The organism is Dulcicalothrix desertica PCC 7102, from assembly GCF_003991905.1.
In the GTDB taxonomy this organism is placed as follows: domain Bacteria; phylum Cyanobacteriota; class Cyanobacteriia; order Cyanobacteriales; family Nostocaceae; genus Dulcicalothrix; species Dulcicalothrix desertica.
Window position 1 is genome coordinate 66,778 of record NZ_RSCL01000037.1, and the last position, 15,996, is coordinate 82,773.

A 15,996-nucleotide genomic window follows, 5' to 3' on the forward strand; every position below is an offset into this window, starting at 1 on the left:
TGGCACAGGCATAGAAAGCCTGTGCATTACATATAATTTTTTTTACCACACAGATACAGAGTTCACAGAGCGAAGAGTTAAAAGAGTTATTTATTATAGTTCGACTTAATATTTTCGGCTACTTTACTCAAGTACTTGGATGCCATACGTCTTGGCTCATATACGCCGTTTTCCCATTCGCTAATTGTTTGCTGACGAACACCCAACTCCATAGCAAATTCTGTTTGTGTAAGTCCCATTTTTTGACGCAAGGCTTTTATTGATTCGCTGTTCCATTTCACTTCATTTCCTACAGCTTCTACTTTTGCTGGTTTTACTTTGTAGGCGCCATTTGATTTGCTAAATGTGATTTTTTTTTCATCTAAGTCAATTTTTGTGACAGTATAGCCAGCTTGCATCCAAGAAGTGGCTTGCAAGGCGCCTTTGTTACGATTTCCCCACCATTGACGTTTGGTATGCGCGGAGTCGGGAAGACTATCACCGATTATTTCTTCAATTTGTGTAAAGGTGAGGGTAATTTCATCAGTGTTGCTTTTTTCTAGGTATTTCTGAAGTGGTTGATATTTGCTTTCTTCTGTCACGGCGCCCTCGCATTCCGTTTATTGTTTGTTAAATTGTGTGTTGTAGAGACGTTACATGTAACGTCTCTACATTATGGGTTTAGCTTAATACCCAGTTTACTAGGGTGCGGACGCCAAAACCTGTGGCGCCACCGGGGTTATAACCGTTTTCTTTATCTGCCCAAACTGGCCCTGCTATGTCTAAGTGTGCCCAAGAGGGGGTTTCTTTAACAAATTGTTTGAGGAATAAAGCTGCGGTTATGGAACCACCTGGTCTGGGGCCTGTATTTTTCATGTCGGCTATACCAGATTTTAAACCTTCAAAGTACTTTTCTTCCATTGGCATTCGCCATAACTTTTCACCTGCTGAGGTGGAAGCTTCTTCTAATTGTTTCGCTAAGTTATCATCGGGTGTAAATAAACCTGCTATATCATCACCTAAAGCTATTACACAGGCGCCTGTTAGTGTTGCTAAGTCAACTATTGCGTCAACTCCAAGCTTATCAGTATAAACTAATGCATCGGCAAGGGTTAAACGTCCTTCAGCGTCGGTATTATTGACTTCGATTGTTTTACCGTTCGATGCTGTAAGAATATCACCTGGGTGCATCGCGCGTCCACTAATCATGTTTTCGGTGACTGCGGAAATAAAGTGAACTTCTACGTCGGGTTTTAGTTGTCCGATAGCTTTTGCGGCGCCTAATGTTGCTGCGGCACCACCCATATCGATTTTCATCGTTTCGATACCGCTACCCGCACCTTTAATATTTAAACCACCTGAGTCAAATGTCAAACCTTTACCTATTATTGCGACTTTGCGCTTAGGTGTCACAAGTGGTTTGTAGGTTAGGTGGATAAACTTTGGTGGTATTTCAGATGCTTGTGCAACTCCTAAGAAGGCGCCCATACCAAGCTTTTCACAATCTTCTTGTTCCAGGATTTGTAATTGTAACCCGTGGTCATTAGCTATGGTTTGGGCTGTTTCTGCCATTGTAATTGGTGTTACTGCATTCGCAGGCGCCGCTACTAGTTGCCGAGCTAAAAATACTCCAGAAGCGATTTGATTTGCACGTTCTATCGCAGCTTCTTGTCCACTCAATCCTAGTAAATCTACTGTTTCGAGTTGTGGCCCTTTGTCTTCAGGCTCCGACTTGAAACGAATATCTTGGTAAAGCGCTAATTGTACACCTTCAGTGATGGCTTGAGCGCTGATAGCTGGGTCACCATCTACAATAGGTAAACTAATACCAAGAGTTTTACACTTTTGTTTTTTCGCCAAACGCGCAATAGCTGCTGCTGCACGTCGTAGTGTTTCAGCCTTTAAAGTATCAGGTTTACCTAAACCAACTAGTATAACTTTACGTACCGGACTACCTGCACCAACGCGCGTTACAGATGTGCTTCCAAGTTTACCCTTAAAATCTTCTTCGGTTATTAGTTCTTTTAATACACCAGCGAACTTTTCGTCTAATGCCGCTAAGTCGCCTGTTAATTCTGTAGCTTCTTCAAATAATCCGACAGCTAAACCATCCCCCGTCCACTCCAATAGTGGCGTATTCGTTGCTCGAACTTCCATTTTTAGGACTCAACTTAAACTTTCATGTACCAGTATTGCTCAAAATTTCGGTTTTATGCTTGCACCTGGGGAGGTTATAACATTTTTTTCTTTGTGGAATGGGCATTTATCTTGTGGAATGGGCATTTATCTTGTGGAATGGGCATCCTTGCCCGTTCCAATTCTAGGACGGTTCGGGATGCCCACCCCACAAGATGGATAATTTATTTCTTGGAAATCCCTCAGTTTTTCTTTGCAGCTTTGCTACATCAACCTACTACTAGAATAAAGTAGCGCATTAGATGATTTAATTGTAGATGTTGATATTTTAGTTAAAACACGTTTGGATGTAGAGACGTTCAAAAGCGTTCCAGCATCATTAACTAGAAAAATAGTTGAACAGGGTAAGCAACTCTATGGACAAGGCAAAACGTATACTAATACAATTTTGGTTGAAAAAAGCAAAGCGTGATTGATCCGCTGCTATTGTCCTTACTCTAACTTTTTTTTCTGAGATGCAAATCGTTTAACCCTTGATTCAATATCATTAGCAATTTATTTAATTTGTTTCAAATAGGTTGGTAATAAATGATTGGATAATATTTTAAAAGTTTCTTCTATATCTATAGAATACTGTAATAGCAGCAACAAAATATCATTTTTTATTTTATAATTTTGATATTGTTACAATTGACATGTTTAAAGATGCTTCGTTCCTCAGCATGACAGAGAGGGAGATGTTTAATTAGGTTTTTACTAGTTCGGATACTGCGTTAACTATATCGTCTGGCGCCACTGGTTTGGGTAGATGGGTTTGGAAACCTGCGGCAAGTGCAGCTTTTTTGTCTGCGTCTCCTGCGTATGCTGTTAATGCTATTGCTGGAACGGCGCCTCCTTTTTCATATGGCAGTTCGCGTATTTGCCGCATTAAACTATAACCATCTTGGTCTGGCATTCCAATATCGCTAACTAATACCATTGGCTTGAATGTTGGTAATATATTTAGTGCCTCTGTTGCTGATGATGCTGATGCTATTTCGGCGCCTGATGCTTCTAGTGCAAATGCTAAAAAGTCACGCGAGTCTGTATCATCATCTACTACTAATACACGTATTCCTGAAAGGACTAAGTTTTGAGTGCTGAGTTCTGAGTGCTGAGTGCTGAGTAGGTCTTGTATTTCTTTTGGTTCAGCACGACTCACTTTCGACTCAGCACTCTTTACCATTGGTATACGTACTATAAAGGTGGCGCCTTTTCCTTCTCCGGGACTTTGTACGGAAACATTACCGCCGTGAAGTTCGACGAGGTGACGCACAATAGCTAGTCCTAAACCTAAACCACCAAATCTCCGTGTTGAGGAACCGTCAGCTTGTCGAAATGAGTCAAACACATAAGGTATAAAGTCACTACGAATACCCATACCTGTATCTTTTACAGTTATTTGGGCAAAATTTGTATCTGTTGTGTTTGTTCGTTCAACTCGTTCGAGTACGATTTCAACTCGTCCTGTGTTAGGAGTAAATTTAATCGCGTTTGATAATAAATTCCAAACTATTTGCTGTAAACGGTTGGGGTCTCCAAGTACTTCAAATTTGGGATTTTCACCACTTAACTTATTCATGTGCGAAGCAAAATCCAAAATCGAAAATCTAAAATCGATCGATTTTGCTTGTGCTGCGAGACGCATCGTATCTATTGCGGCTTCTATAGCTGGTACTAAATTGGTTTTATGAGCTTTTAAGCTTAATTTTCCTCGAATGATGCGTGATACATCTAGCAAGTCTTCGATTAGTTGGGTTTGTAATTTGGCGTTGCGTTCAATAGTTTCTAACGCGCGCTCTAATGTTGCTTTGTCTACGTTGCGTCCACGTAATATTTTTGACCATCCTAAAATAGCGTTAAGGGGGCTTCGCAGTTCGTGGGAAAGTACTGCTAAAAATTCATCTTTGACGCGGTTGAGTTCTTCTAGCTCTGCTTTTTGTTCGCGTAGTTTAATTTCTGCGCGCTTGATTACAGTAATATCACGAGCAACACTTAGTATAGTTTCGATAGTTCCATCAGTTCCGTACTCAGGTACCATTCGCACGTCGAGGTACCGTGTACCAGTTTGAGAGGGATGTTCTAGTTCAAAAAAACGTCCTTGTGAGGTTTCAAGAACACTTTGAATTTCTTCGACCCATTGCTGATAAACTTGTTCAGGAAGATTATGTTCTTCGGGTGTTTTATTGAGAAAATTTTCTGGAGGTAAATCTGTAATTTGGGTGATTGCAGGGCTGATATATAAAGTGCGAAAATTTGTATCGAAGCGAGCTATTATATCTGGGGAATTTTCTACTAACGCGCGAAATTCTTGTTCACGACGGTGTAATTCGGCTTCAGCTTTTTGACGTGCTTTTACTTCTTCTGCTTCGCGTAAGGCACGTATTATGGATGGTACTAATCTGTCAAGACGCTGTTTGAGTACATAGTCTGTGGCGCCGCTTTTTAGCGTTTCGATAGCAACTTCTTCACCCATTGTCGCCGTTACAAAAATAAACGGCACTTCTGGACATTGCTGCTGCGCTATTTCTAAAGCGGCGAAACCATCAAACCCAGGAATTGTGTAATCAGAAAGTATTAAGTCATAACAGGACGAATTAAGTTTAGCTTGAAACTCCTCGCCTGTTTGCACCTGAATGAGTTCGCAGGTAATGCCTCCCTCGGCGAGCGTCGCTTGGATTAATTCTGCATCTAACAAGCTATCTTCAAGCAAGAGAAACACTAGCTGTGACATATCATTTTAACTCCTATCTAATTCCTTGAGCATTACTACGTGCGGGAGGTATTGAACCTGGTGGTGGTTCATTTATTATTGCCCAAAATAATCCTAGCCCTTTTATGACATCCACAAATTCGTGAAAATCTATGGGCTTAACGACATAGGCATTAGTTCCCAACTCATAGCACCGCGCTAAGTCATGTTCCTCGCGCGAACTAGTCAAAACCACTACCGGAACAGTCCGTAGCGAGTTGTTAGCTTTTAGTTCTGACAATACCTCAATTCCATCTACTTTAGGTAACTTTAAGTCGAGTAGAACTACTACCGGGTTGCCCTCACGGCGCAAGCGGTACATACCTCTACGGTATAAATAATCTAAGGCTTCCTCACCATCTCGGACGACGACAACTTCATTACCAAGATGATTTTCAGCCAGCGAAGTCAGGATTAACTCTACATCATTAATGCTGTCTTCGACCAGGAGTATACGCTTCAGTTCCATTGACCTTTCTTTAATCTCCACTCCTGACCCCTTCTAATGGTTGCAACACTTCACTATTCTTAGGTAATGAAAAGTAAAATGTTGCCCCAATGTCAACCTCGCCAATAGCCCATACACGTCCACCATGACGGTGAATAATGCGTTGAACGTTTGCTAGCCCAACTCCTGTACCTTCAAACCGAGGGTCGGTGTGCAGGCGTTGAAATACACCAAACAATTTATGTATGTAACGCATGTCAAAACCTATGCCATTATCTTTGACGTAGAATACTATTTCTTGAGTACTCTGTGCTGAGTTATGAGTGCTAAGTGCTGAGTGCTGAGTGCTGAGTAGGGAGTATGGAGTAAGAGTAGTAGTTTGTTTTTTTACTTTTTCTTCCGTAGTTCCTGCTCTTTCACTCAGCACTAAGCACTCAGCACTTTCCACTTCTTTTTCAGCACTTTCCACTTGTTTGAGGGTGCCAATTGTAACGGATGCCACTTCACGAGTTTTGCTGTATTTTAAAGCGTTTTCGACCAAATTCCGCAAAACTAGGCGCAGCATGGAAGGGTCGCCTTGTACCTGGGGAAGAGTTTCTATATGCCATATAACCTGGCGATCTTTTATTACATCGTGGCAGTCTCGCTTGACTTCTTCCACGAGTAAATTCATATCTAATGTTGTGTATCGCATGGCCGCGCGTCCCATGCGTGAAAATGCTAATAAGTCATCAATTAGTCTACCTGCTTGGGCTGTTGCGTCAACTATTGTATTTATGTATCGTTTGTTTGTTTCGTCTATTTCTTGTTTTTCTAGCCGTTTTTTTAATAAGTCTACGAACCCAGCTATGTGACGTAAAGGCGCCCGTAAATCATGAGATACTGAATACGAGAATGATTCTAATTCTTTATTAGCAGCTTCAAGTTGAGCGGTGCGCTGTTTTACTCGTTCTTCGAGTGTTTCGTTAAGGCGCCGCACTTCAGCATCCGCACCTTTTCTGTCAGTAATATCTAATATAAATGCTACTGATTGAGTGCGGTCTTCACCGTAAAGTATATAACCGACTAATACGTCAACGCGCGTTCCATCTTTACGAATGTATTGTTTTTCATAAGGTGTACAGCTTCCGCGCACTTTTGCTTCTGCAATACCTGCATCATCTAAAGGTAAATATTCAGGTGGGGTAATATCAACCCAGCTAACTCGACCGGCTTCTAAATCATCGCGCGTGTAGCCAATAATATCTAAGAAGGCATTGTTTGCTTCAAATATACCACCTATTGTATCACCATATAACATACCAATAATATCAGATTCGGCGAATAAGCGCAGCCTTTCTTCGCTTTGTCTTAGAGCTTCTTCTGTTTTCTTACGTTCGGTAATATCATGGGCTACAGCATACATTAAGCCAGCTTCAATATCAGGTACCGTGTTCCACACTAGCCATTTATACTCGCCATTTTTACAACGATAGCGGTTCTCGAATTTTAGTGTAGCGGCGCCATCTTTTAAATTTTTGAGTTCGCCTAAACTTTGAGCAATATCATCAGGGTGGATTAAATCTAGATATGGAGTAGAAAGTATCTCAGCTTCGTCATAACCCAACGTATTTACAAAAGCAGGATTTATGCGTTTAAAGTAACCATTAAAGTCAGCAATACAAAGTAAATCTATTGACACATTGAAAAACTTGTCGCGTTCAACTTCAGCTTGTTTACGTTCGGTTAAATCATGTGCGACAGCATACATTAAACCACTTTCAACATCAGGAACACAGTTCCACATTAACCACCTGTACTCACCGTTCTTACAGCGATAGCGGTTCTCAAAATAAAGTGTTGTGGTGCCGTTCTTTAGTTTTTCAAATTCGCGCTGAGTTGCTGCAACATCATCGGGGTGAATAAAATTGATAAACGGAGTTGTTAAAATTTCAGTTTCGCTGTAGCCAAGCGTGTTTGCAAAAGCAGGGTTTATACGTTTAAAGTATCCATCAAAACCTGTTATGCCAAGCAAATCTATAGACACATTAAAAAATTTATCACGTTCTTCTTCCGCACGCTTTCTTTGAGAATTATCTAATATAAACGCTACTGCTGCTTGCTCTTCGACTAATCTAAAACCAACAAATACAGGAATACGCGAACCGTCTTTGCGAATATACTCTTTTTCATATGGCGTACAAACACCTTTTGTTATTGCTTCGACAATACCTATTTCATCTATAGGCAAATATTCTTTTGGTGTTAAATGGCGCCAGTCAAGTGTTTTGTTTTCAATATCTTCTTTTGTATAACCTATCATCTTTAGAAAGGCGTTATTTGCTTCGTAAATTTCGCCCTGAAAATCTGCATAAAGAATACCTATTATATCTGAATCTACAAACAAACGTAGCCGCTGTTCGCTTTGCCGTAAAGCTTCTTCCGCTTTTACTTTGTCATCTATATCAGTACAAGTACCTAGCCATCTTGTGATATTATTTTGTGCGTCGTGCATTGGTACTGCACGAGCTAGAAAATAGCGGAATGTACCATCATGGCGCCTTAAACGGTATTGCACATCGCGCATGGGTGTACCAGTACTAATAGCTGTCGTCCATTTTTCCATCGCTTGCGGTAAGTCGTCGGGATGAACTATTTGGCGCCAGTCCCATCCTGCATATAAATTTAAATCTAATCCTGTATAGTTAACCCAACGTTGGTTGAAGTACGTAATACTACCATCTGAATCTGATACCCAAACTAGTTGAGGTACGTTTTCGGCAAGTTGGCGATAACGATTTTCACTCTCTATTAGTTGAGCTTGATATGTTTTACTGTCATGTACATCTGTATTTGTACCTATCCAACCCGTAACATTTCCAGCGTCATCATGAACAGGTACAGCGCGCGCTAAGTGCCAACGATATTCACCGTCTTTGGAGCGTTTAATTCTCAATTCGGCTTCGTATATATCTCCTTTAACTTTACATTCTAACCAGTGCTGCTTAGTTTTCTCTAAATCTTCGCTAGGTATTATCGATGACCATTTATTCTCAATGGTTTGTTCGATATTATCTAATGTGACACCACAATACTCTTGCCACTGATGATTGAAATATAATGGTTTACCGTTGGCATCAGCTTGCCAAACTAAATGAGGTATTGCTTCTGCTAAAAAGCGGAAACGTCTGTCACTTTCTGCCAATGCGGTTTCCATATCCTTACGCTCGGTGATATCTGTGGAAATGCCAATTATTCCAATGATATTACCAGTTTCATCGCGGTAAGGCGATTTCGTGACTATATAAGTTCTTGAACCAGAGTTAAATAATATCGTTTCCTCGAATATATGAGTTTCGCCAGTTTGAATAACGATGCGGTCATTGCTAACTGCCATTGCTGCATCGTTACAATTTGTTAAGACATCAAAGTTCGTGCGACCAATAACCTCGTGTTCTGACTTGCCGAGTGTGCGAAGTGTTGCTGGGTTTGCTGCTACAAACTTTCCTTCCAGGTCTTTGACAAAAATTAGTGTTCCTGTGGCATTATTTATCGCATTGAGTATGACTAAACTTTGCCGCAGTGCGTGTTCAGCTTCTGTCCGTGCGAGTTCAGCTATTTTACGCTCGTGAATATCTAGCGTGGCGCCTGTTATACTTACAGGTTTGCCATTATCATCATATTTTACTTGACCCCGCAACATCATCCATCGATATGGCGCCGACTCGATATTTGTACCAGGAGTGACTAACTTTACACGGTGTTCAACTTCAAATACTGTACCTGTAGAAATTCCATAATCAAAAGCTGTTCTTACAGATTCTAAGTCATCAGGGTGGACAGGCTCTAAAGCTTGCTCGAATGGCATTACCGAGGTAAACACTGGGTCAACTATGGCATTGACAAAAGTAATTTCGTCGTTTTTTAAATTACGTTCCCATAAGAAAGTATTCGTAACTTCTAACGCGCGTTGCAGAAGATTTTGGCTTTCGCGCAAAGCTAGTTCTGTAACTTTTAGCTCATGAATATCTGTAGCAGTACCAACCCATTTAATGATATTGCCTTGACCATCTTTAAGAGGTACAGAGCGCGCGAGATACCATCGATATGTACCATCGCTCCTTAGCGCACGGTATTCAAATTCGTAGTTTGAACCATTACTAATTTGTTCAAGCCATCCTGATATTATATTTGGCAAATCATCTGGATGGATAACTTTATCCCAATCATTATATTTAATATCTTCTGCTTGGTACCCTGTATATTGGCGCCAGTTGGAATTTGCATATTCCATAGAACCATTACAGTTAACCAACCAAACGAACTGTGATGAAGCTTCGGCTAAAGTTCGATATAAATTTTCACTTTCGGCAAGCTTCGCTTCGATTTGTTTACGTTCAGTAATGTCAATTGAAACACCTATTAGCCCAGTAATATTACCGTTGTCGTCATAGTAAGGAGACTTTGAAGAAATATATGTACAAGTTCCTTTTGGAAATTGCAATGTTTCTTCGAGTACCTGAACCTGACCATTTTCCATTACCAAACGGTCATTTTCCATTATCATTAAAGCTTGCTTGCGGTCAGCAAGAAACTCTAAATCTGTTTTTCCAATAACTTCTGCTTCTCCCAACCCAATTCCTTCTAGTGTAGCGGGGTTTGCCATTAAGAATTTGCCGTCACGGTCTTTAACGTAAATGAAATTAGGTGTTGTTTGGTTAATAGTGTTTAGAATAGCCAAACTTTGGCGTAATTCATTTTCCATTGCTTTACGTGCAGTTATATCTGTTGATACACCAATTAACCCAATAATATTACCGTTATCATCATAATAAGGTGACTTTGCAGATTGAAAAACGCGCTTTCCTTGTCGTGTTTCTGCTTCCTCTTCAAATATATGTAATTGACTAGTTTCAATCACCAAACGGTCGTTCTCTAAAACTGTCATTGCTTGCCCATGTCCAGGATGATATTCAGCAACGTCGGTATTGAGAACTTCGTCTTCAGGTTTACCAATGACTTCAAGCGTAGCAGGATTTGCGATTATCAAACGACCTTGACGGTCTTTGATGTAAATGAGAGTTGGTGTACTTTGACTGATAGTATTTAAAATTGCTAAACTCTGCCGCAATTGGTTTTCCATATCTTTGCGGTCAGTTATATCAACAGAGATACCTATTAACCCAATAATATTATTTTCCGAGTCGTAATAAGGTGACTTTGTAGTTAAAAAAGTGCGGGTTCCTTGGGAAATTTCTACTGTATCTTCAAATACATGGACTTTACCACTTTCCATTACCAAGCGGTCATGTAGTAAAACTTCTGAAGCTTGTTCGGATGGAAGAAAACTAGTTTCATTTTTACCTAAAACTTCTGCTTCCTTTTTACCAATGACTTCAAGTGTAGCAGGGTTTGCCATTAAGAAGTTACTGTTATGGTCTTTGACGTAAATTAAATTAGGGGTATTTTGATTAATCGCGTTAAGAATAGCTAAATTCTGTCGCAAATCGTTTTCCATTGCTTTGCGGTCAGTTATATCACGCACGAAAGCAACGCATTGATTTTCAGCAACTAATTTAGTACTAATCTCTACTAATATTCTTGTATTGTCCTGATGTATTAATGTATATTCAGCGATATAAGTATTACCCGCTAGTATACATTCACGTTCTAATTTCCAACGCGGTATATCTTCAGTGGCAATAATGTCAGTAATAGATTTGCTCTTTAGTTCAGCGTGTGTGTACCCAAGTAATTCGCACGCTTTGTTATTAACATCTTTTAATTGTCCTTGTTGATTCGTTATAAATATAGCATCAGGCGCCAGTTCAATTAAACTTCGATAGGTTTGTTCACTTGCTTGTAACGCTAACTCTGCGCGTTTACGTTGCGTAGTATCTAAACAAATACCAACTATCCGCACAGCTTCGCCATGTTCATCATAATAAGCTTTACCGCGTCCATTAATCCATCGCTCACCGTCAGGATGGTTAATACGGTAAACTAAATCTAAGTTACCATTTTGTTGTAACGTGGTTTGAATTTCTGCCTGTACTCTGTCTCTTTCTTCAGAGTAGATGCTTTCAAGCCAGTTTTGATAACTCGGCTCGACGCTTCTATCAATACCAAATAAACTATAAAATTCTGGCGACCACTTAACTTTATTATTTGCGGCACTCCAATCGTATACACCAGCATTCGATAATTCTAAGGCAAGGCGTAACATTTCCTCGCGTGCTTGTAATTCTTGTTGTGCTAACTTTGTTTCTGTAATATCCGTTACTACACCACAGCAACGTCCACTATTACTGCCATCTATTGGAAAACCTTTGTCGCGTACCCACCGAACCGTACCATCAGACCGAACAACGCGGTACTCTATATCATATGTACCTTGATATAAATCTTGATTGATAGCATTTTGGACTCTTTGTTTATCAAAGGGGTGAATACCATCTACCCATTCATTATAATTTGTATGTAAAGAATCTATATTACGTCCCCATATCTTGGCATAAGCAGGACTAATATAAATTAAATTATTATTTCGCGGTTCAGATATCCAAAAAATATCTTCTATAGTTTCGGCAATATTACGAAAGCGCATTTCACTTTCACGCAGCGCATCTTCCGCACGCTTTTGTTCATCAATATCGGTACAAACGCCAAACCATTTAGTTATATTATTATTTTCATCACGAATTGGTACGCTGCGACCCCGAAACCAGCGATAATTATTATCGGTGCCACAAAAGCGGTATTCTATTTCAAAAGGGTCTCCAGTTTTTACCGACTCTAACCAACGTGCAAGAGTTCGTGTTCTATCATCTGGATGCACAAAAATATCTATCCAGTTAAACCCACTTATGGCGCCTTTAGGTAATCCTGTATATTGATATAGTTGTTTACTAACGTAATCACATGAACCATCCGGTAGATTAGTGAAGAGAATGGACGGCACATTTTCGCTTAACATACTATAGCGAGCTTCGCTATCACGTACAGTAGCTTCAGCAATACGACGTTTTTTATCTAATTTATTTAGATAAATACTATTTCGCCAAATCGTAAATAAATATATCACAATTAACGAAACGGTCATCAGCGACGTACCAAAAGCAAAATCATAATAATTTGCCTTTTCGCCTTTAATAACTATCCAACCTAATAATATAGGCAGAAATATAGCTGTTGGTATTAATCGTCGCGCAGTTACACCACCATTAAGTTCAGTAGTAACGGTTGCCATAAGCCCGCGATATGCATTATTAGATAGTATTCCTAAACACAAAATTAGGAAAGTGAGCGCTGTATGCACCGTCATATAAGTATGATAAGCGCGGAACAAGTAAAAAACCCTCACACCATAGATATAGCCTATTAAAGCGTGAAAACAAATGAAAAGGACAATAAATGTAGAGACGTGACATGTCACGTCTCTACATTTATTATTTTTGGCTGTATTTCCTTTTTCTAACCACAGTGCTGCACTAATTAATAACCAATTGATAGCAGTGTTTACACCCATCCTACCTGGATGTGATGTAGCTGATGATAATGGGAAGTCACGAAATAATAATTCATCAATTCCAAAATTCCACCCAAAGAGGTATTGACTGAGTGTAATTAAAGAAACGATAAAAATTGTTAGTGTGCAAAATTGTGAGATTAAATAAAATTTATAATTTACCCTTACTGCTTTTAACCACAACGTCACCCCTGCCAACACAAAGCAAATAGCTGTGTTTGCTTTCATTGTTGCGGCACTCTTAATTAAGCTTTTAAGAATATCAATATTAACTGCCCAACCTAACAAAGCTATGCAGCCTATACAAATTACAACTGCACTCGCTAGTTTGGTAAAAGCTTGCATTAACTTCAAGTTACGCATCGTTATATATATTGCATTTGGATTGATTCGGGCGCCGTATAGTATCAAGTTTCTTAACTAATTTACTATATAAATTAATACAATCATTATTTACGTGCAACTTTATAGAGGTATATCAGAACTAGCTTAAAGCTTTGAAGCAGTTTATAAATGTACCTTTAGATAGAGGCTAATTAATACTTTATATATATATCTTTGTACGGTTGACAAATTTGGATTAGGTTAATCCCCCTAACCCCCGCGAATTCGGGGGGAAAGGAAAGAAAAATTTAAAGCGCCCCAAATCAACGTTCTTGCTGGGGGATTAATATTTTACAATTGAAATTTGGATTGGATGGCGCCGATAATTTTTTGTTCTTCGGGTGAAATATTACCGTTGATTTGGGCAATACGTTGACATTGTGCTAATAGTGTGATGGCGTAGTCACGGTCGAGTTTGTTGAGTAGTTCTTCTATTGGTTGTGGAGAATGAATGCTTTTACCTATTTCTTCAAGTGATTGTGAACCAAGGTTGATGGCTTTTAGTTCTGGTAATATTTCTTCCCAGGTTTTATTTGGATGACTACTAAGTATCATGTGAACGAGGATTCTATCCATGATAGCTTGTTGAGAAACAGCTTTTTCTAGATATTCTTCACTTTCAAGTTTTAATTTATCTATTGTTGCTTCTGAGTTTAAGTCTGTAGCATCATCTAATTTTGCTTCGTAAAATCTACATGCAGCGTATCCCAATGAGTAAATCATTGTGGCATTTGAACTGGCGCCTATTACAGCACCTGCGAAGGGGACGTTACGTAATAAACTTAAACCAGCAGCTTTGAGCAAGCGACCACCACCTAAAGCGAGTCCAAAAATAGCTACTACTTCACCTTTACGTGCAGGGTCTTTTAAGTCTAAACCATATAAAGCGGCAATTTGATATACCATTTCTGATTGCAGTTCGGTTGTAGCTGCAAGGTCAATAGCAAGTAATGCTGCTGCGACTCCTGGTATAACGCTTGTTGCTAAACCTATCCCACCTGCTTTTGTTGCTTTTTCCACCATGATGCGGTGGGCAAGTTGTTGAGGTGTTTCATTGGGGTAAGTTTGCTTGAGTTTTTTTACTGACTCTGCGGCTTTATCTAGATTAACGTTATCTGAGGCGCCAACCAACCAGCTAAGATTTAATACTCCAGCAAGTTTACGAATAAACCAGTTATTACCAAGACTGTTTGCAACTTGTCCGGTAAAATGCGTTGAAACTTCAAATAATTTACGCGCTTGACTTGCCGCAGCTTGTCCTGCACCACTAACTTGCTGTGCTAATGATTGAACTAACGATATATCAAATTTATTAAGTGATTTATTATTTTGCTTAGAAGCTGATTGGTCTGACATGGCTCAATAATATTTAGTTTAAGTAAGACTTTTAAACTAAATTATCAAACAAAAGCCTAAAATATGCATCTTCCTGCAAGAAGATTGTGTCTTATCTTAAGGATTAACATTACTGCTTACATAATTCTTGTGGAGCGGGCATCCTTGCCCGCCCCTGAAAGAATGCATATTAACAGTTCGTGATGCCTGTTCCACAAGAGTTTATTATTTAGCTGGAAATTGTTGACGCAATTGGCGAATAGCTGTACTTGTGTAACTTTGACGCGCTTTCTGTAAGCACTTTTCAATAATATTATATTACTTTGATATTCTGAAAATACTGACTATTTGTTTGCACAGCATAACTGGTTTTTATGAAGAGACGGGCAGGGATGCCCGTTCCACAAGAATGTTTTACAAGACTTATTATGTTTTTGAGGGTATGGTAATTGTTAAGTCACCTAGAAAGTTATTTGTTTTGAGAATTTCATAGAGATTAATATCGGCTTCTAGTAGACAGGCGTGTCCACTGTAAGGTAATGTTACCATTTTGGAGTTAGGTAAAATATTAGCTAATCGGCGCCCTTCTTCTGATGATGGTAAAAGTCGGTCGTCGCTACTTGCTATTATTAATGTTGGTTGTGTAAGTTGCGCTAGTTTATTATTGTCTATTTCAAATTCGCGTAATAAAGAAACCCGCCAACGAATGGTTTGTGACGGGACTGACTGAACAGTTTCCAGAAGTTCGGTGCGGTCGTGTTCAGAAATACGGGATAGTGAAGCAAGAAAAGGTAGTAAACCAATGGCGCCTACATCAAACACCCATTCGGGTACGTAGTTCATGAGTGGAGATGCCCAAACATACCAAGGACGTAGTTTAAAACTCGAAGCTGGGTTAATTAATATAATACGTTTGAATAAAGAAGGCGCCGAAATTGCCACTTTTTGCGCTAAACAACCTCCAAAGGACTCCCCACACAGATAAACTGAGCGTTCCGAGTTTCGGTCGAGTTCAACTTTAATTAGACTAAGTACACTTTGGGTTATATCTTCCCAACTGGTCATGTCACTACGCGGTATCGCTAAACACCGCACGTCAAAAGCTGCCTCAAGTCCGGCAGTTTGCGACCGCAGTAATTGACCTGTGCCATCCATCCCAGGTAAGTAAATAAATAGAGGGCATTGAGGCTGTAGTCTTTTAGGGGTTAGGAAACAAGGTTTTGATTCTACTTTTGGGATAGTCATTAGCCATGCTTGTATTATAATGAATTATCTGAGTGATATAGCCCTAAGTAACTATATTAAAAAAGATTCTGATTTTAAAGTATACTCACAACTGATACTTTTAACCTGGACATCTTTGAACATCTAGGACATTCTGGATGTTTAGTACAACATCACCAACAGAGTCAGTGA

The 15,996-nt window shown here is 39.5% G+C and carries 7 protein-coding genes; all 7 read right to left on the bottom strand.

Going from position 1 to position 15,996, the window contains the following annotated elements; all coding sequences use genetic code 11:
* Nucleotides 1-86 precede the first annotated feature (86 nt).
* The 7 genes from DSM106972_RS44950 to DSM106972_RS44985 all read right to left on the bottom strand — a co-directional run bounded on the left by DSM106972_RS44950 (nucleotide 87) and on the right by DSM106972_RS44985 (nucleotide 15,825).
* Nucleotides 87-581, bottom strand: coding sequence for a helix-turn-helix domain-containing protein (locus DSM106972_RS44950; protein WP_127086794.1), 495 nt, complete (start codon nucleotides 579-581; stop codon nucleotides 87-89).
* 79 nt (nucleotides 582-660) lie between these two features.
* Nucleotides 661-2,136, bottom strand: a complete 1,476-nt coding sequence (locus tag DSM106972_RS44955) for a leucyl aminopeptidase (RefSeq protein ID WP_127086795.1) — start codon at nucleotides 2,134-2,136, stop codon at nucleotides 661-663.
* 724 nt (nucleotides 2,137-2,860) lie between these two features.
* Nucleotides 2,861-4,888 (bottom strand): hybrid sensor histidine kinase/response regulator, encoded by a 2,028-nt coding sequence (locus DSM106972_RS44965; RefSeq protein ID WP_127086796.1) that lies wholly within the window; start codon nucleotides 4,886-4,888, stop codon nucleotides 2,861-2,863.
* A 13-nt stretch (nucleotides 4,889-4,901) separates the two neighbouring features.
* Nucleotides 4,902-5,375 carry a response regulator gene (locus tag DSM106972_RS44970; protein ID WP_127086797.1) on the bottom strand — a complete coding sequence of 158 codons (474 nt, stop codon included), beginning with the start codon at nucleotides 5,373-5,375 and terminating at the stop codon, nucleotides 4,902-4,904.
* A gap of 10 nt (nucleotides 5,376-5,385) precedes the next feature.
* Nucleotides 5,386-13,224 (bottom strand): PAS domain S-box protein, encoded by a 7,839-nt coding sequence (locus DSM106972_RS44975; RefSeq protein ID WP_127086798.1) that lies wholly within the window; start codon nucleotides 13,222-13,224, stop codon nucleotides 5,386-5,388.
* Between the two features lie 312 nt (nucleotides 13,225-13,536).
* Nucleotides 13,537-14,601: a hypothetical protein gene (locus DSM106972_RS44980; protein ID WP_127086799.1), complete on the bottom strand. Its 1,065-nt coding sequence runs from the start codon at nucleotides 14,599-14,601 to the stop codon at nucleotides 13,537-13,539.
* A gap of 405 nt (nucleotides 14,602-15,006) precedes the next feature.
* Nucleotides 15,007-15,825, bottom strand: a complete 819-nt coding sequence (locus DSM106972_RS44985; protein ID WP_127086800.1) for an alpha/beta fold hydrolase — start codon at nucleotides 15,823-15,825, stop codon at nucleotides 15,007-15,009.
* Nucleotides 15,826-15,996 lie beyond the last annotated feature (171 nt).